The organism is Flindersiella endophytica, from assembly GCF_054779015.1.
Genome location: NZ_BAAGYY010000009.1, coordinates 512331 through 528556, shown reverse-complemented (window position 1 = coordinate 528556; position 16226 = coordinate 512331). Strand labels below are relative to the sequence as shown.

Sequence of the window (16226 nt, the reverse complement as noted above, 5' to 3'; positions counted from 1 at the left end):
ACCAGACGGATGAAACTGTCAACCGAGTGGATGAAACAATCAACCAAGGGTTTGATACGCTTGCGTGATGGCTCGACAACCCCCAGCAGCCCGGCGCCAGCGCGACCCCGAGCGCACCAAGGCCCGGATCCTCGAAGCGGCCACCGACGAGTTCGCGGCCCACGGATACGCCGGCGCACGGGTCAGTGAGATCGCTGCGCGCGCCGGCGCCAACAAGCAGCTGATCTCGTACTACTTCGGCGGCAAGGAAGGGCTCTACCGCGCGATCACCGAGCAGTGGCTGCAGGACCAGCACGAAGCCGCTCCCGAACAGCGGGACATGACGATCGGCGAGCTCTCGGCGAGCTTCATCTCGCCGCGACCGCAGGACCGGAAGCTCGCCAGGCTGCTGATCTGGGAAGGCTTGACCTACGACACCGACGATCCGGGCGCGCACGCGCGCACCGCGCGAATGGACGCGGGTGTGGAGGACCTACGCCGGCGGCAGGCGGCGGGAGAGCTGCCCGCCGAGCTCGACATGAAGTACTTCCTGCTGATGTCGATGGCGGCCGCGCTTGCGCCTGTGGCGTTGCCACACGTCGCGCGCAGCATCTTCGGCCCTGAGACCGATCCGGGCTCTCCGGAGTTCATGGAACGGTTCGTGGAGGAGTACCGCAAGCTGATCGACGTGCTGAGCAGGCAGCCGCCTGGGTGAGCTCAGCGGCCGTGAGCGACGCCACGGGCGTAGTCGACCGCCTGTCGCTCCTCCTCGGTGAGGTCGATGTCGCACTCGCCGCCACGGATGTTCTTGGCGTAGGTCCGCTGGTCGCCGCGACCGGGCAACGACGTGAGCACCACGCCGTCGCCCGCGTCGTCGAGCAGGGCGAGCGACCAGGAGTGGTTGCTGCCCGCGACGTCGAGCTCGTCGGCGACGTCGTAGCGCACGACCGCGATGTGACGAAGCGTCTCCGAAAGCCCGACCAGCACGCCGTCGAGCTCCGAACGCAGCCGGGCCAGCTCTGCTTCTTCGTCGTCGACGAGCTGCCCGGGCGCGCCGTACATGGCGCGATTGGCGCGAATGAGGGCGAACACCGCGACCAGCAGTCCGAGTACTCCGACCGCGATCCCTGCGTAGGCGAGCACTGTGTCGGTCACGAACGGCACCGTACCGATCAACAGTGCTCGCAACAAGCGTTTCTCAGCCAAGCGTTACGCGGGGACCTTGTCGAGGAAGCCGTGCACTGCCCGCAACCGGCCGTCCTCGGCGAGCACCGCGACGTCGAACCCGACCACGATCGCCTCACCGCCGGCGGGTCCGAGCTCCCAGCTGAACCGCGCCAGGTTGTGGTGCGCGTCCACGCCGGGCACGAGGCGGAACTCCAGACCCGCGAACTGCTGCTGCGCCCCCGCGATCGTCGCGTCGATGGCGTCCAGCCCGTCCGCGACGACCAGCGGGTCGACGTAGCTGCCGGTTTCGGTCCACAGCTCCGCCAGCAACGCCCGCCTGGCTTCGGTGTCGGTCTCGTTCCACGACCGGATGTACCGGTCGACCACTGTGTTCACATCGTTCGCATCGTTGTTCATGACCCGAAGCCAAGCCGGAGAACGTCAGCCCGTCGATTACGTGGGACGTAATGGCCCAGCCCTGTCTGGTCGCATACGGTCGGGCTCGTGGTGACGACGAAGCAACGACCGGTCGGCGAGCTGCTGCGCGACTGGCGGCAGCGGCGGCGGCTCAGCCAGCTCGACCTCGCGCTGGACGCCGAGATCTCCTCCCGGCACCTGAGCTTCGTCGAGACCGGACGGTCCAGGCCGAGCAGTGAGATGATCCTCCGCCTGGCCGAGCGCCTCGAAGTTCCGCTGCGGGAACGCAACCAGCTGCTGCTCGCCGGCGGCTTCGCGCCCGCGTACTCCGAGTCGAAGCTGGACGCACCCGAGATGAGCGCGGTCACCAGCGCACTGCGCCGGCTCCTCGACGCCCACGAGCCGAACCCCGCGCTGATCGTCGACCAGGGCTGGGATCTGGTCGACGCGAACGCGGGCGTGGACCTGTTCCTGACCGGGGCCGCACCTCACCTGCTCGAACCGCCGGTGAACGCCCTGCGGCTCAGCCTGCATCCGGACGGCATGGCGAGCCGGATCGCGAACCTCGCCGAGTGGCGCGCGCACATCCTCGCGCGGCTACGGCGGCAGGCGGAACGCTCAGGGTCGGCGGAGCTGGTCACGCTGTGGGAGGAGCTGCGGGCTTACCCCGGTGGCGAGCAGCCCGAGACCGGCCACGGATCGATCGTGGTGCCGTTGCGCTACCGGTACGCCGAGACCGAGCTGAGCTTCGTCTCGATCAGCGCGGCGTTCGGCACGCCGATGGACGTGACCGTGGAGGAGCTCGCGATCGAGGCGTTCTATCCCGCTGACCCGAAGACCGCGGCGTTCATTTCTGGGTTTCTTACTCGGTCCGGCCGGCCTTGAGCGCGGCCAGCCAGGCTTCGGCTCCCCGGAAGTCTTCGTCGGTGGTGCCGGCGCGCAGGGTGACCCGGGTGCCGTCGGCGCGGGGGTAGGAGCCGAGGTAGCGCACATCGGCACACACCCGGCGCAGGCCCATCACGGCCTCGCCGACCCTCGCCTCGGCCAGGTGGCCCTCGCAGTCGATCGAGAAGCAGTAGCGGCCGAGCCCGTCGCCGGTGGGCCGCGACTCGATCCGGGTCAGGTTGACGCCGCGTACCGAGAACTCCTCGAGGATCTCCAGCAGCGCGCCCGGGTGGTCGTCGCGGATGAACGCGACCAGCGAGGTCTTGTCGGCGCCGGTCGGCTTGGTCACCGGCCGCGGCCGCGCGACGTGAACGAAGCGGGTGACGGCGTCCTGGGTGTCCTCGATCTCCTCGGCGATCGCGGTCAGGCCGTAGTGGCCGGCCGCGATCGGCGGTGCGATCGCCGCGTCGAGGGTGGAGCCTGGCTCGCCCACCGCCGCCGCGGCCGCCGCCGTCGAGCTGGTCAGCTGTACGTCGGCCAGTGGCAGGTTCGCCGAGACCCAGCGCCTGGTCTGCGCCGCCGCGTGCGGGTGGGTGGCGACGGTCTTGACGTCCTCGAGCGACGTGCCGGGCCGGGCCAGCAGCGCGAAGCTGACGTGGAGCAGCACCTCGCGGGTGATCACCAGGTGACCGCCGGCCAGCTCGTCGAGCGTGACCGGAACCGCGCCCTCGACGGAGTTCTCGATGGGTACGACAGCGCCGTCGGCGTCGCCGGAACGTACGGCGTCGAGCGCCACCGGGACGGTCGCGCACGGGATCAGCTCGGCCTCGTCGGTGCCGGGGATCGTGCGCAGGGCGGCTTCGGTGAACGTACCTTCCGGGCCTAGATAGGCATAACGGACGGGGGTGGTTCCGGGCATGTCGGCAAGAGTACGCCTCCGAGTCGACGGCCTGGTGCCGCAGCTGTCCGCCGCCGTCGACGGGAACCCCGCTACGAGGGTTCCCGCCGACAGCTGACGGCAGTCAGCTCGAGGCGATCTCGTCGACGTGGCTGACGTTTGCCCGGTCGTCCGGCTCCGTGCTCGGCTTCGACTCGAACCAGGCGTCGAGGATCTCGCCCAGCAACGGAGCCGACACCACGCGCAGGCTCAGTGCCAGCACGTTGGCGTCGTTCCACTTACGAGCGCCGGTCGCGGTGTAGGCGTCGGCGCACAGCGCCGCGCGAACGCCCGGCACCTTGTTGGCGGCGATCGAGGCGCCGGTGCCGGTCCAGCAGCACACGACTGCCTGGTCGGCCCGGCCCTCGGCGACGTCACGGGCGGCGGCTTCGGATGCCCATGCCCAGTCGTCGCGTTCCTCGGCGTTCAAGGCTCCGTGCGTGACGACCTCGTGCCCGCGCTTGCGGATCTCGTCGGCGAGCACGGTCGCGACACCGGCGGACAGGTCCGACGAAAGTGCGATCTGCAACGCGCTCACGCCTCCTGTTCGGACTTGTCGCCGGACCAGTCAATGTGGAACTCGCCTGGCACGTCGACCCGCTTGTAGGTGTGTGCGCCGAACAGGTCGCGCAGGCCCTGCAGCAGCGAGGCCGGCAGCCGGTCCCGCCGCAGCCCGTCGTAGTAGGCCAGCGCCGAGGCGAATCCCGGCACCGGGATCCCCGCCGACGCGGCCGCCGCGACGACCCGCCGCCACGACTCCTGCGCCTGCGAGACCGCGTCGGCGAAGTACGGGTCGAGCAGCAGCGACTGCAGCTCGGCCGTCTTGTCGTAGGCCTCCTTGATCCGGTCCAGGAACCGGGCCCGGATGATGCAGCCACCACGCCAGATCGTCGCCATCGCACCGAGGTCGATGTCCCAGTCGTAGGCCTCGCTGCCCGCGCGGATCATGTCGAACCCCTGGGCGTAGGCGACGACCTTCGAGGCGTACAGCGCCTGCCGCACGTCGTCGATGAACGCGTCGGGGTCGGAGATCGTCACCTCGGTCGACGGACCGGACAGCACGCCCCGGGCCGCGTCACGCTGCTCGGCGTGGCCCGACAACGCCCGCGCGAACACCGCCTCGGCGATGCCCGACACCGGCGTACCGAGGTCGAGCGCGGCCTGGACGGTCCAGCGTCCGGTGCCCTTCTGCTCGGCCTGGTCGAGGATCACGTCGACGAACCAGCCGCCAGTACGTGGGTCGCGTGTCTTCAGCACCTCGGCGGTGATCTCGATCAGGAACGACTCGAGGTCGCCGGCGTTCCAGGTCTCGAAGATCTCGGCGAGCTGCGTCGGCGACCGGCCCAGCAGGCTGCGCAGCAGGTCGTAAGCCTCGGCGATCAGCTGCATGTCGGCGTACTCGATGCCGTTGTGCACCATCTTGACGAAGTGCCCGGCCCCATCGGGTCCGACGTGCACACAGCAGGGCGTGCCGTCGACGTTCGCGGCGATCGACTCCAGCATCGGCCCGAGCGTTTCGTACGACTCGGGCGTGCCACCCGGCATGATGCTCGGCCCGTTGAGCGCGCCCTCCTCGCCGCCGGAGATGCCGGTGCCGACGAAGTGCAGCCCCTTGCCGGCCAGCGCCGACTCGCGGCGCCGGGTGTCGAGGTAGTGCGCGTTGCCGCCGTCGACCACGATGTCGCCCGGCTCGAGCAGCTCGGCCAGCTGGTCGATCACGGCGTCGGTGCCGGGGCCGGCCTTCACCATGATGATGACGGTGCGCGGCCGCTTCAGCGACTGGACCAGCTCCTCGAGCGATCCGGCCGGAACGAACTTCCCGTCGTCGCCGTGCTCGGCGATCAGCGCGTCCGTGCGAGTCTTTGTGCGGTTGTGCACAGCGACGGTGTGGCCGTGCCGGGCGAGGTTGCGGGCGAGGTTGCGCCCCATCGTCGCCAGGCCAGTCACCGCGATGTCTGCGAGCGCCCCTTCTTCGTTCTCCCCCGTGCCCGTCGTACCTGTGGCCGGCGCCGGTTCGGCGGCCTGTGGCTCTGCCCCCGCCGAATCCTCGGGCTTCTCCGCCGCGGTCGTCTCGGTGTTCGTATCGGTCATGCGTCGATTCTCCCGCCTGTCGGTGCGATCCGCAGCCGGGTGGGCGGCACTCCCGGCGGATCGAGGCGTGGCCAGCCGTTCTTTCCTGGAGTGATGCTGCCCAACACGGAAGCCTTGGAAGCTCCCGTGCAGGACGGTACAGCAGCCGGCAAACCGTGGACGGTCAGAAATCCGAGCAGGGCGAACGCGTAGGCCTCCTTGGCGTCACCGGGGATGCCGAAGTCGTCGATCGGCCTGGTCGCGACGTGCTCGGCGATCCGGCTCATGAGGGACGGATTGCGGGCGCCGCCACCGGAGACGACCAGCTCGGTCACGCCGTGCTTACGCGCGTCGGCTCGGACGATCCGCGCCGTGAGCTCGGTGACGGTGGCGATCACGTCGTCCGGCGGGAGCTCGCCGAAAGCGGCCAGCCGGTCGGACAGGTAGGCGGCGTTGAAGAGCTCCTTGCCGGTGGATTTGGGTGCCTCGCGGCGAAAGTACGGATGGTCCTCCAGCGCGGCCAGCAGTCCTTCGTGCACGGTGCCCGCCGCGGCATGCCGGCCGTCCCGGTCGTACGGCTCGCCGTGGAAGCGGGTCGTCGCCGCGTCGATCAGCGCGTTGGCGGGTCCGAGGTCGTAGGCCACGACGTCGCGGCCGGGCGCGATGACGGTCATGTTGGCGATGCCGCCGAGGTTGAGCGCGGCCCGCGGAGCGCCGGCCGGCGGAAGCAACAACAGGTCGAAGATCGGTACGAGTGGTGCGCCCTGACCACCTGCCGCGATGTCGCGGCTGCGCAGGTCGGAGACGACCGGCAAGCCCGTGCGTTCGGCGATCCAGGCGGGCCGGCCGAGCTGCAACGTGCCGCGGGCGCGGCCTGCTTCGACCCAGTGGAAGACGGTCTGGCCGTGGGAGACCACGAGGTCGCAGCCCTGATCCTCGGCGAACGCGTCGATGCCCTGCTGGGCGGCTGCGGCGAAGGCCTGACCGAGCAGGGTGTCGAGCCGGCAGACCAGTTCGAGCGGAGCCTCGGCGGGCGGCAACGCGGCGGCGATCAGCTCGCGTACGGCCGGGTCGTGGTCGACGCTGAGCGCGCCGAGCGGCACCAGCTCGATCTCGCCTGGTTCGCGGCCGAAGCTCAGCTCGGCGACGGCTACGTCGATGGCGTCGTACGACGTGCCCGACATCAGTCCGGCTACCCGCATGCGACCACCCCGGCGGTGATGAACTCGATCAGCCGCTCGCCGTCGTCCAGCGCGGCGAACGCACCGGACTGGTGGACGGCCAGCAGCCCGAGCATGCAGGCGTAGGGGAAGGCACCGAGCGCGGCCTCGTACCGGCCCTCGACCGCGGCGACCTGCTCGGCGAACAGCTGCCGGACCCGAGGGTCGGGTTCGCTGATCACCCGGCCGAGGAAGCGCGCGACCGCACGGTCGGGGTGGAGGCCCGGCTCGACGAACGCGCGCACCAGCTCGGGGACCGGCGGCGGTTGGCTCGCCGCCTCGAGCTCGTCGAGCCGGCGCCGGCGTTCGGCGTTGACCGCACGCATGGTCTCGTCGATGACTGCGCGCAACAGGCCTTCCTTGGAACGGAAGTGGTAGTTGACCGCCGCGATATTGGTCCCGGCCGTCTCGGTCAGCGCGCGCAGCGACGTCGCCGCGATCCCGCGTTCGCCGAACAACTCGATCGCCGTCTCGATCAACCGCTCTCGGGTGGGCACGCGGCACATGTTATATCGTCCGTTTCAAGCGAACGTTTCAAACGACCGATTGAGGGCAGGGATGCGGCATGAGAGGTTCGGCAATCGTCGTCGGAGCCGGGATCGGCGGGCTGACGGCAGCACACGCGCTCCAGCGCATGGGATGGCAGGTCGAGGTCTACGAGCAGGCGCCGGAGATCGGCCCGGTCGGCGCGGGGATCGGCATCGCACCCAATGCGATGAAGGCGCTGGACGTTCTCGGACTGGGCGACGACGTGCGGGAGCGGGGCCGGCTCCAAGCCGGCCTTGAGGTCCGCGCCCAGTCGGGCCGCCGGCTGGCGCACCTGTCGGCCGCCGGTATCGACCGGCGTTACGGCGCTTCGTTCTACGCGCTGCACCGAGCGGAGCTGCACCGCATCCTGCTGCGCCGGCTGGATCCCGCCTGCTTGCACACGGGTCACCGCGCGGTCGGCGTCACCCCGGAGGCGGGGACGGTGCGTTTCGACGCGCCGAGCGGCCCGGTGACCGCGACGGCGGACCTGGTCGTGGCCGCCGATGGCGTCCACAGCCGGCTGCGGGCGGAGCTGTTCCCGCGGTACGCCGGGCCGGACTACGCGGGCTACACCGTCTGGCGCGGACTCGTGCCCGCCGATCGCGCAGCGAGGCTCGACGTACCCGCGGTGCTGACGGAGACCTGGGGCAAGGGCCTGCGCTTCGGGTACGCGGTCATCAACGACGGGCAGGTCTACTGGTTCGCCGGCGAGAGCCTTCCCGAACACGCGCGGCCGGAGCACCGGCTCGCGCCTCTGGTCGAACGCTTCCGGGGCTGGCACCGGCCGATCCCCCACCTGCTGGCGGCCACGCCCGAAGAGGCGCTGCTCCGGCACGACGTCTACTACCTCCGTGCCCGGCTGCCGGGCTTCGTCCGCGGCCGGGTCGCGCTGCTCGGCGACGCGGCGCACGCCGTCACGCCCGACATCGGGCAGGGCGCGTGCCTGGCGATCGAGGACGCCGTGGTGCTCGCCGCCGGTGGCCTGCCCGCCTACGACGCCGCCCGGCGGCCGCGTGGCCAGCGGATGGCTCGGTTCTCCGGCCGGCTCGCCGGGCTGCTCCAGACGTCGAGCCCGGTCGTCGGCGTGGTGCGGAACGCGATCGCGCTCGGCGTTCCGGAGCCGTTGTTCGCGAACGCCGCAGGGTCGGCCTTCGGCTGGGAACCACCCGTACTGGCCGAACTTAAGGCTTGACTTATTTAAGCGCACTCTGAAATAGTCGGCGACATGCACGCGTTCGACGTCCTCGGCGATCCGGTGCGGCGGCGGATTCTCGAGCTGCTGGCCGACGGTGAGCTGCCGGCCGGTGAGGTGAGCGCCGTTGTGCAGGACGAGTTCGGGATCACGCAGCCAGCGGTGTCACAACACCTGCGCGTGCTGCGCGAGAACGGCTTCGCGACCGTACGAGCAGAGGGCACGCGCCGGATCTACGCGTTCGAGCCTGGTCCGCTGCGGGAGATCGACGCCTGGCTGGACCGCTATCGCGGCTTCTGGACACAGCGCCTGGACGCCCTGGACACCGAGTTGCGGCGGGGCAGACGAGAGGAGACATCGTGAGCGAGAGCACGCACCGGCACGTCCGGCTGGCCGGCGACGCGAGGGCACTGCTGATCCGGCGCCACTACGCCGCGACCGCGGCCGAGGTGTGGGACGCCTGGACCCGGCCGGAGCGGCTGCGCCGCTGGTTCGCCGAGGTGAGCGGAGAACTGAAGCAGGGCGGCACCGCCGTCGTCGACATGACGGACGAGATTCGCGTGCAGTGCCGGATCGAAGTGTGTGAGCCTTCCGAACGCCTGCGGGTGCAGTGGGTGCATCCCGGCGAGCCGGACTCCGAAGTCGAGCTGCGGCTCCGTGCCGAGGGAGGCGGAACACTGCTGGAGTTGGAGCACGAACGGCTGGCACCGGCTCGCGCCGCCGGCTACGGCCCGGGCTGGGAGGACTTCCTGGAGCGGCTGGACGCTCTGGTCCGCGCCGCCGACCCCGAAGCGATCTCGTGGCCTGCGAACGAAGCCGCCCTGGCTCCGGTCTGGGCGGCGCTGGACGCCAAGCCCTTGCCGTCGGTCGCGGTGGAAGGCGAGACGGCCGTCCTCCGCGCGGAACGCCAGTACGCCGCCGCGCCTGCCGACGTGTGGTCCGCGGTCACCGACCCGGCGCGGCTGCGTCGCTGGTTCGCGACGGTCTTGCTGGAGTCCGGCAGCGCCTGGACGGCGACCTTCACCAACGGCAGGGCGACCGGCACCGTACGGACCTGCGAGGCGGACCACCTGCTCGTCACGTCATGGAAGTGGGACCACGAGGAAACCGAGTCGGAGGTGACGATGCGGCTCGCTCCAGCCGGCGGCGGAACCCGGCTCGAGCTCTTGCAGACCGGCGTGGAGGCCCGGCCCGCACCTGGGTACGCCGCTGGGTGGCATGCGTACCTGGCCGTGCTCGCGACCCATCTCGCCGGCACCGACCCGGCAGAGGAGGACTGGGAAGCCGAGTTCTCCCTGGCCCGCTCGGCACTTCGCCGACCGGGCTAGGTCGTGTTTCCCGCCGCCACTTAACTGGCCGAGCCGGCGGACCTGTTCGGACTCTCCGGCCAACGAGTGCTCAGCGGAGGTGGTCCTTCACGAGCTCGCGCTCGGTGACCAGCTCGTCGGTCGTCTTGCGGATCCGCTCCTGCGCCTCGGCGTCGTGCTCGATGCCCTCGACGACGTGCCACTGGCTGCCGTCGGTGGCGATCGGGTAGCTGAAGTTCAGGCCCTCCGGGACGCCGTACTCACCGCGGCTCTGCACACCCAGCGAGGTCCAGTCACCCTCGGGCGTGCCGAACGCGATCGAACGTACGGAGTCGAGGACGGCGTTGGCGGCCGAAGCAGCCGACGACGCGCCGCGAGCCTTGATGATCTCGGCACCACGCTGCTGGACGGTCGTGAGGAAGTCGCCGCGCAGCCAGGCGTCGTCGCCGATCACGTCCTGGGCGGGGCGACCCTGGATCCTGGCGTGGAACGCGTCGGGGTACTGCGTCGCCGAGTGGTTGCCCCAGATCGCCAGGTTGGTGACCTCACCGAAGCCGGCGCCCGCGCGCTTGGCGAGCTGTGCCTTGGCGCGGTTCTCGTCCAGGCGGGTCATCGAGAACCACCGGTCGGCCGGCACGTCGGCACCGTTGGACGCCGCGATCAGGCAGTTGGTGTTGCAGGGGTTGCCCGCCACCAGGACGCGTACGTCGGAAGCCGCGTGCGCCGCGATCGCCTGGCCCTGCGGGCCGAAGATGCCGGCGTTCATCGACAGCAGGTCGCCGCGCTCCATGCCCTGCTTACGCGGCATGGCACCGATCAGCAGCGCCCAGGACGTGCCGTCGAACGCCTCCTCCAGCTTCGCCGTCGGCACGATGCCGGCGAGCAGCGGGAACGCGCAGTCGTCGAGCTCCATCGCGACGCCTTCGAGCGCGCCGAGCGCGGGCTCGATCTCCAGCAGCCGGAGCACGACCGGGGTCTCCGGCCCGAACAGCTCACCAGACGCGATGCGGAACAGCAACGGGTACGCCACATTGCCGGCCGCGCCGCTGATCGTCACGTGTACGGGAGATTTCGTCATGGCACGGCAGATTACGCGATCGGCACCCGCGGCCGGCGAGGTGGCAGACCCTCCGCCGAGGGTTCGAGGGACGGCCGTCCAGGCGCTAACGCCGGCGGGCGGTCAGCTCGGACGGGACGGCGATCACGTCGACCATGGCGCCGTTGCGGAGCACGGTCAGCTCGATCGGGTGGCCGATGGCTTCGGCGAACATCAACGACGACAGGTCCTGCGCGCGCCGGGTGGGCTTGCCGCCCGCGGCCAGCAGCAGGTCGCCGGGGTGCAGGCCGGCGGCCTCGGCCGGGCTGCCGCCGACCACCTCGGCGATCCGCAGGGCCTTGGCGAACCCGAGCTTGCCGGCCAGCCCGGCCGGAACGGGGGCTGGGGTACTGACCAGGCCGAGGTAGGCCCGCCGGACGCGGCCATCGTGCATCAGCTCGCCGATGATCCGGCGGGTGGTGGCGTTCAACGGCACCGCGAGCCCGACGCCGATGCCGGCGACCGCGGTGTTGATGCCGACCACCTCGCCGTCCGAGGTCGCGAGCGCGCCACCGGAGTTGCCGGGGTTGAGGGCCGCGTCGGTCTGGATGACATCCTCGATCAGCCGGACCGTACGGCCGTCGCGGGCCGGCAGCGAGCGGCCGAGCGCGCTGACCACACCAGCGGTGATGGAGCCGGCCAGCCCGAGCGGGTTGCCGACCGCGACGACCAGCTGGCCGACCTTCAACTGGTCGGCGTCGCCCAGCCGTGCCGGGTCCGGCGCCTGCCGCCGGACCCGGAGCACGGCCAGATCGGACAGAGGGTCGACACCAACGACATCGAAGGCGGCCTCAGTGCCATCGGCGAACGCTGCGTGGCCCTCACGCGCATGTTGCACGACATGCCCGTTGGTGAGGACATAACCATCCTCTGTGAACACCACTCCCGAGCCCGCTCCCTCGTTGCGTCCACTTGATGTCTCAAATCGGACATTCAGGCTCGCGACTCTTGGGATCAGCTCGTCCGCGACCCGCGTGACGATTTCCGAGTAGGCGTCCATGCCGGCCGTCCCCTCCCGAACGCAAGGTTGATTACACGATTACAACTATGCGTCGGTCGCCGGCATTTCGGCGTACGCCTGCAGCGAAACCGCCAGGCGGCGGACGGCCTGACGCAACGCCGGAGGACGGTGGACGACGAACGGCCAGCCGAGGCCCGCCAGCAGCTGGGCCATGCCGTCCAACGACTCCGCCCGCGAGCGCAGCAGTACGGAGTCGTCGCCGGCCTGGGTGAGCCGGGCGGCCGAGCGCGGGATCCGGCGCCGGGCGAGCTCCATCGTCGTGCGCAGCGTGACCTCGACCTCGTGGGCGTACGGCACGTTCGACAGCGAGGTCACCACGTGGCCCACCGGGTCGAAGTCGTCGGGTGGCGTGAACGTCTCGGCGGTCAGCCGCAGGCTCGCGATCCGGTCCAGGCGGAACGTGCGGACCTGCGAACGCCGATGGTCGAAGCCGGTGACGTACCAGCGCCCGCCGTGGGCGACCAGGCCGTACGGATCGAGGTCGCGTTCGGTGCGCTCGCCGCGCCACGAGCCGTACTCCAGGTGGACCCGCCGGTGCTGGTGCGCCGCGGCGGCCAGCGTCAGCACGGTCGCCGTCTCGGGTGCGACGCCCTCGCGTGGCCGCAGCGTGAGGCCGAGCGTGTCCTGGACGGCCGTGATCCGCTCGCCGAGCGGCCGGGGCAGCACGCGCTGCACCTTGGCCAGCGCGGTCTCCGTGGCCGGTCCGGTCGACGACGTCGTGCTCAGTCCGACGACGCGACCGGCGAGCAGGCCGAGAACAACAGCTGTCGCCTCGTCGTCGGTGAACATCAGTGGCGGCAGCTTGAATCCGGGCAGCAGGTGGTAGCCGCCGTGCCGGCCACGGTCCGCCTCGACCGGGATGCCGAGCTCGATCAGCTGGGTGGCGTAGCGCCGGACGGTCCGCTGGTCGACACCGAGCCGCTCGGCCAGCTCGACGCCGGTCAGGCGGTGGTGCGCCTGGAGCAGCTCGAGCATCGCGAGCACGCGGGACGCCGAGTGCGGCACAGATCACATCTTTCGTCGGTAAATAGCAGAGCCAATGCGGACCGAATCCGCCCGGATTCAAGCTTAGCCTCGACATCAACGACGAACGAGAGGACTTCCGAGATGGCGACGTACGTGCTCGTGGCGGGGAACTGGCTCGGTGGCTGGGCGTGGGAGCAGGTCGCGGAACGGCTGACGGCGGCCGGGCACGCGGTTCATCCGGTGACGCTGACCGGTCTCGGTGACCGGGTGCACCTGGCCGGCGCGCAGGTGACGCTCGACACCCATGTCGACGACATCGTGAACACCATCGAGTACGCGAACCTGCATGACGTGGTGCTGGTCGGGCACAGCTACGGCGGGCTGCCGGTGACCGGAGCCGCCGAGCGGATCCCGGAACGGATCGCGAAGCTGGTCTACGTCGAGAGCGGCCCGCTGCCGAGCGGCGTCTCGCAGCTCGACACCGAAGGCCCCGAAGCGCGCGACGCGGCACTCGCACGGATGAAGGACGACCCGGAGAACGGCTGGCGCGGTCCGCTGCCGCGCTGGGAGGACTTCGACGAGGCGATCATCAGAGGGCTGGGCGAGCAGGAACGCGCGACGTTCGCGAGCCGGGCGGTCGACCAGCCGCTGGCCGCGAACGCCCAGCGGCCGGTCCACACCAACGAGACTGCCCGGAACACGATCCCGCACGCGCTGGTGACATGCATGTTCCCGCTCGAGCAGGTCGACCAGATGATCGCCGACGGCCATCCGTTCTTCGCCGGCTTCGGCGGCAAGCAGTGGGAGTTCGCGCACGTGCCCACCGGCCACTGGCCGATGTTCTCCGAACCGGCCAAGCTCGCCGAAACCCTCGACGGCCTGGCCTGAGCGACCCGCGGTCGTCGCTATCGGGGCTCGACGTGCAGCCAGCGCGCGACATGCACCGGTAGCGGCGTCACGGCCACCGCCGCCGCGACCATGACGAGCGCGGGCAGCACGAAGTACGCACCGACGCCCGACGCCTGCACGATCACGAAGCCCACCAGGAAAGCAGCGCCGAGCCAGCCCGCGATCTGGTTGCCACGCGTCGAGAGCGGCAGAAACGTGGCGAGCACGACGACAACCAACGGCAGGCCGACGAGCAGCAGCACCTGGACGACGGCGAAGCCGTTCGCCGTCACCTTGAAGAACGCCAGCAGCGCGGCCAGCGCACCGAGCCCGACCGAGAGCAGACGCAGTCCCCTGTCGAACCAGGGCGCGAGGCCGTGCCACTGATCTGTTCGTCCCAGTAGTACGACTCCGGCCACCGTAGCCAGGACGGCAACGACGAACAGCGGAATCAACACGACCCTCACCCTTCAGATCCCATCCACACCAGCGCAGCGCTCATTGCCCAGGGCCCAATCCCAGGCCCACATCCCCAAGGGTGAACATTCTGCACCTATCGCTCGGGCCGCGTCGACCGCATCACCTCGGGGACGGCCTCCGGGCCCCCGATGGACATGTCTACGTCCGTTCTCGGTCGTAGACAGGTCCTGGCTAGGTTGTCGCCAACGCGACAGTGGGTGCGAGCCGGGCCGCGCGGACGGCCGGGTAGAGACCGGCGATCGCACCGATGAGCAAGGTCGCGCCGACACCGCCGGCCATCGCCCATGGTGGAACGACAGTCGGCCACTGCTGCGACATGGCGTACCCGGCGGTAACCACGAGACCCACCACGACTCCTGCTACTCCGCCGATCCCGGACAGCAACAGGGCTTCGGAAAGAAACTGAACCGTGATGTGTCCCTTGGTCGCTCCGAGCGAACGCCGCAGGCCGATCTCGTTGCGGCGTTCGAGGACCGAGATCACCATCGTGTTCGCCACACCGACGCCACCGACGAGCAACGCGACTCCGCCGAGGCCGAGCAGCATGGTGGTGAGCGTCTCGTCGGCCGCGGCCTTGGCAGCCAAGGCGTCAGAAGGTCTGCTGACATTGACCTCTTCGGGGTGTTCCGGGTTCGCGGTCTGCGGCAGCACCGCCTGCACCGCTTCGACCGCGGCGTCGGAGGAACGCTCGTAGATCGTCGTCGGATGCCCGTCGAATGCCAGCCGTTGCTCGGCGACCGGCCAGCCGACCAGTGCGGCACTGTCGAGCTCGGGAGCCAACGGCGCGGGGTCGAGGATCCCGACCACGTTGAACCATTCGCCACCGAGCCAGACCAGCACGTCCGGCCCCGCCTTGTACAGGCCGAGCCGTTCAGCCGCGGTCCGGCCGAGCACGACGCCGGGGTACTCCGACGTCGCCGCGTTCAGCCAGCGGCCGCTCGCGACCGTCGCGCTCACCGTGTCGAGCAGGTCCAGCCGGGCGGCCAGCACGGCGATCGACTTGGTCTCCTCCTCCGGGATGTGGTCGTTGCGGTAGACGTGGGTGTCTGCCACCGTTCCCGTCGCCGTCGCATGCTCGACCGGCGCGATCCGTTCGACCATCGCGACCGACTCGTCCGGCAGCTGTGCCTGTTCGCCACCGAGCGTCTGGCCGGGCGCGACGGTCAGCAGGTTCGTGCCGATCTGCGCGAGCAGCCGGTTCAGCTCGGCCTGGCTGGACGACGACAAGCCGACCACCGCGACCATCGCGCCGATGCCGATCGCGATACCCAGCGCGGACAGCACGACCCGCAGCGGCCGGGTACGCAGGCCGTGCCCGCCGACCCGGATCACATCGCGAGCCCGCAGCTTCGATCCCTTCAGCCGGTTCATCGTCCGACTCCTTCCAGGACAGGTGTTCCGGAGTCGGCGACCACCCGGCCGTCCCGCATCTCGATCTGCCGGTGCATGGCCGCGGCGACGTCGTGGTCGTGGGTGATGACCACGACCGTCGTGCCGTTCGCGTGCAGCTCGTTCAGCAACCGCAGGACCTCCTCGCCGGAGTGGCTGTCGAGGTTCCCGGTCGGTTCGTCGGCCAGCAGCAACGGCGGTTGCCCGACGACGGCCCGGGCGATCGCCACCCGCTGGCGTTCACCACCGGACATCTCATGTGGACGGTGGTCGAGCCGGTGCCCGAGACCGACTTGCAGCAGCGCGGCCTCCGCGCGGCGCCGGCGTTCGCGCAACGGCACCCCGCTGTACATCAGGCCGTCGGCCACGTTGTCGATCGCCGACTGCCCGACGGACAGGAAGAACTGCTGGAAGACGAACCCGACCCGGCGGGCACGCAACGCCGACAACCTGCGGTCCGACATCGCGGAGATGTCGTGGCCGTCGACGCGTACGACCCCCTTGCTCGGCCGGTCGAGCGTGCCCATCAGGTGCAGCATCGTCGACTTGCCCGAGCCGGACGGCCCGACGATCGCGACGAACTCGCCGTACTCGATGGCGAACGAGACACCGCGAACCGCCTGTACGCCGACATAGGTACGCCAGACGTCGCGCAACTCCACGACACTCACGGGACGACTCACG

The 16226-nt window shown here is 70.3% G+C and carries 19 protein-coding genes; 6 read left to right on the top strand and 13 right to left on the bottom strand.

Features of this window, described 5'->3' with window-relative positions; genetic code table 11:
- Positions 1 to 67: 67 nt before the first annotated feature.
- Complete coding sequence (locus ACYVF6_RS07835) at positions 68 to 694, top strand: TetR/AcrR family transcriptional regulator (RefSeq protein ID WP_460517810.1); 627 nt, start codon at positions 68 to 70, stop codon at positions 692 to 694.
- 2 nt (positions 695 to 696) lie between these two features.
- Here the strand turns inward: ACYVF6_RS07835 and ACYVF6_RS07830 are convergent, their stop codons facing one another.
- Positions 697 to 1134, bottom strand: coding sequence for a DUF4446 family protein (locus tag ACYVF6_RS07830; protein ID WP_460517807.1), 438 nt, complete (start codon positions 1132 to 1134; stop codon positions 697 to 699).
- Between the two features lie 54 nt (positions 1135 to 1188).
- On the bottom strand, positions 1189 to 1563 hold the full coding sequence (locus ACYVF6_RS07825; protein WP_460517805.1) for a nuclear transport factor 2 family protein: 375 nt from the start codon (positions 1561 to 1563) through the stop codon (positions 1189 to 1191).
- Positions 1564 to 1650: 87 nt separating this feature from the next.
- Here ACYVF6_RS07825 and ACYVF6_RS07820 point away from each other — a divergent pair, with 87 nt between their 5' ends.
- Positions 1651 to 2448, top strand: coding sequence for a helix-turn-helix domain-containing protein (locus ACYVF6_RS07820; RefSeq protein WP_460517803.1), 798 nt, complete (start codon positions 1651 to 1653; stop codon positions 2446 to 2448).
- Here the strand turns inward: ACYVF6_RS07820 and pheA are convergent.
- The 5 genes from pheA to ACYVF6_RS07795 form a co-directional block, all read right to left on the bottom strand.
- Complete coding sequence (gene pheA, locus ACYVF6_RS07815) at positions 2426 to 3367, bottom strand: prephenate dehydratase (protein WP_460517801.1); 942 nt, start codon at positions 3365 to 3367, stop codon at positions 2426 to 2428. The two genes, ACYVF6_RS07820 and pheA, sit on opposite strands and share 23 nt — an antisense overlap.
- Before the next feature lie 103 nt (positions 3368 to 3470).
- On the bottom strand, positions 3471 to 3923 hold the full coding sequence (locus tag ACYVF6_RS07810; RefSeq protein ID WP_460517799.1) for an RpiB/LacA/LacB family sugar-phosphate isomerase: 453 nt from the start codon (positions 3921 to 3923) through the stop codon (positions 3471 to 3473).
- The gene (gene gndA / locus ACYVF6_RS07805; RefSeq protein WP_460517797.1) at positions 3920 to 5476 is read right to left on the bottom strand and encodes an NADP(+)-dependent, decarboxylating phosphogluconate dehydrogenase; all 1557 of its coding nucleotides are present in this window, start codon (positions 5474 to 5476) and stop codon (positions 3920 to 3922) included. The genes ACYVF6_RS07810 and gndA overlap by 4 nt, the downstream gene beginning before the upstream one ends.
- Complete coding sequence (locus ACYVF6_RS07800) at positions 5473 to 6657, bottom strand: anhydro-N-acetylmuramic acid kinase (protein WP_460517795.1); 1185 nt, start codon at positions 6655 to 6657, stop codon at positions 5473 to 5475. The genes gndA and ACYVF6_RS07800 overlap by 4 nt, the downstream gene beginning before the upstream one ends.
- A complete protein-coding gene (locus ACYVF6_RS07795; protein WP_460517792.1) occupies positions 6648 to 7172 on the bottom strand; it encodes a TetR family transcriptional regulator in 525 nt (174 codons plus the stop codon). Before ACYVF6_RS07795 ends, ACYVF6_RS07800 begins: the two co-directional genes overlap by 10 nt.
- A gap of 68 nt (positions 7173 to 7240) precedes the next feature.
- Here ACYVF6_RS07795 and ACYVF6_RS07790 point away from each other — a divergent pair, with 68 nt between their 5' ends.
- From ACYVF6_RS07790 to ACYVF6_RS07780, 3 genes are read left to right on the top strand one after another with little or no spacing between them, the layout of a single operon-like run.
- A complete protein-coding gene (locus tag ACYVF6_RS07790) occupies positions 7241 to 8395 on the top strand; it encodes a flavin-dependent monooxygenase (RefSeq protein WP_460517789.1) in 1155 nt (384 codons plus the stop codon).
- Between the two features lie 33 nt (positions 8396 to 8428).
- On the top strand, positions 8429 to 8758 hold the full coding sequence (locus tag ACYVF6_RS07785; protein WP_460517787.1) for an ArsR/SmtB family transcription factor: 330 nt from the start codon (positions 8429 to 8431) through the stop codon (positions 8756 to 8758).
- Entirely contained in the window at positions 8755 to 9723 is a 969-nt protein-coding gene (locus ACYVF6_RS07780) for an SRPBCC family protein (protein WP_460517784.1), read from the top strand. Before ACYVF6_RS07785 ends, ACYVF6_RS07780 begins: the two co-directional genes overlap by 4 nt.
- Positions 9724 to 9793: 70 nt before the next feature.
- Here the strand turns inward: ACYVF6_RS07780 and ACYVF6_RS07775 are convergent, their stop codons facing one another.
- The 3 genes from ACYVF6_RS07775 to ACYVF6_RS07765 all read right to left on the bottom strand — a co-directional run bounded on the left by ACYVF6_RS07775 (position 9794) and on the right by ACYVF6_RS07765 (position 12824).
- A complete protein-coding gene (locus ACYVF6_RS07775; protein WP_460517782.1) occupies positions 9794 to 10780 on the bottom strand; it encodes a malate dehydrogenase in 987 nt (328 codons plus the stop codon).
- 85 nt (positions 10781 to 10865) lie between these two features.
- Positions 10866 to 11798 (bottom strand): S1C family serine protease, encoded by a 933-nt coding sequence (locus tag ACYVF6_RS07770; protein WP_460517778.1) that lies wholly within the window; start codon positions 11796 to 11798, stop codon positions 10866 to 10868.
- Between the two features lie 45 nt (positions 11799 to 11843).
- Positions 11844 to 12824 carry a helix-turn-helix transcriptional regulator gene (locus tag ACYVF6_RS07765; RefSeq protein WP_460517775.1) on the bottom strand — a complete coding sequence of 327 codons (981 nt, stop codon included), beginning with the start codon at positions 12822 to 12824 and terminating at the stop codon, positions 11844 to 11846.
- A 102-nt stretch (positions 12825 to 12926) separates the two neighbouring features.
- Between ACYVF6_RS07765 and ACYVF6_RS07760 the strand changes: the two genes are divergently transcribed.
- Positions 12927 to 13673 (top strand): alpha/beta fold hydrolase, encoded by a 747-nt coding sequence (locus ACYVF6_RS07760; RefSeq protein ID WP_460517772.1) that lies wholly within the window; start codon positions 12927 to 12929, stop codon positions 13671 to 13673.
- Positions 13674 to 13690: 17 nt separating this feature from the next.
- On the opposite strand, the gene ACYVF6_RS07755 is transcribed toward ACYVF6_RS07760, so the two are convergent.
- From ACYVF6_RS07755 to ACYVF6_RS07745, 3 genes are all read right to left on the bottom strand, one after another.
- Complete coding sequence (locus tag ACYVF6_RS07755) at positions 13691 to 14131, bottom strand: hypothetical protein (RefSeq protein ID WP_460517769.1); 441 nt, start codon at positions 14129 to 14131, stop codon at positions 13691 to 13693.
- A gap of 193 nt (positions 14132 to 14324) precedes the next feature.
- Positions 14325 to 15524: an ABC transporter permease gene (locus ACYVF6_RS07750; protein ID WP_460517766.1), complete on the bottom strand. Its 1200-nt coding sequence runs from the start codon at positions 15522 to 15524 to the stop codon at positions 14325 to 14327.
- Positions 15521 to 16225 (bottom strand): ABC transporter ATP-binding protein, encoded by a 705-nt coding sequence (locus ACYVF6_RS07745; protein WP_460517764.1) that lies wholly within the window; start codon positions 16223 to 16225, stop codon positions 15521 to 15523. Before ACYVF6_RS07745 ends, ACYVF6_RS07750 begins: the two co-directional genes overlap by 4 nt.
- Between the last annotated feature and the right edge of the window lies 1 nt (position 16226).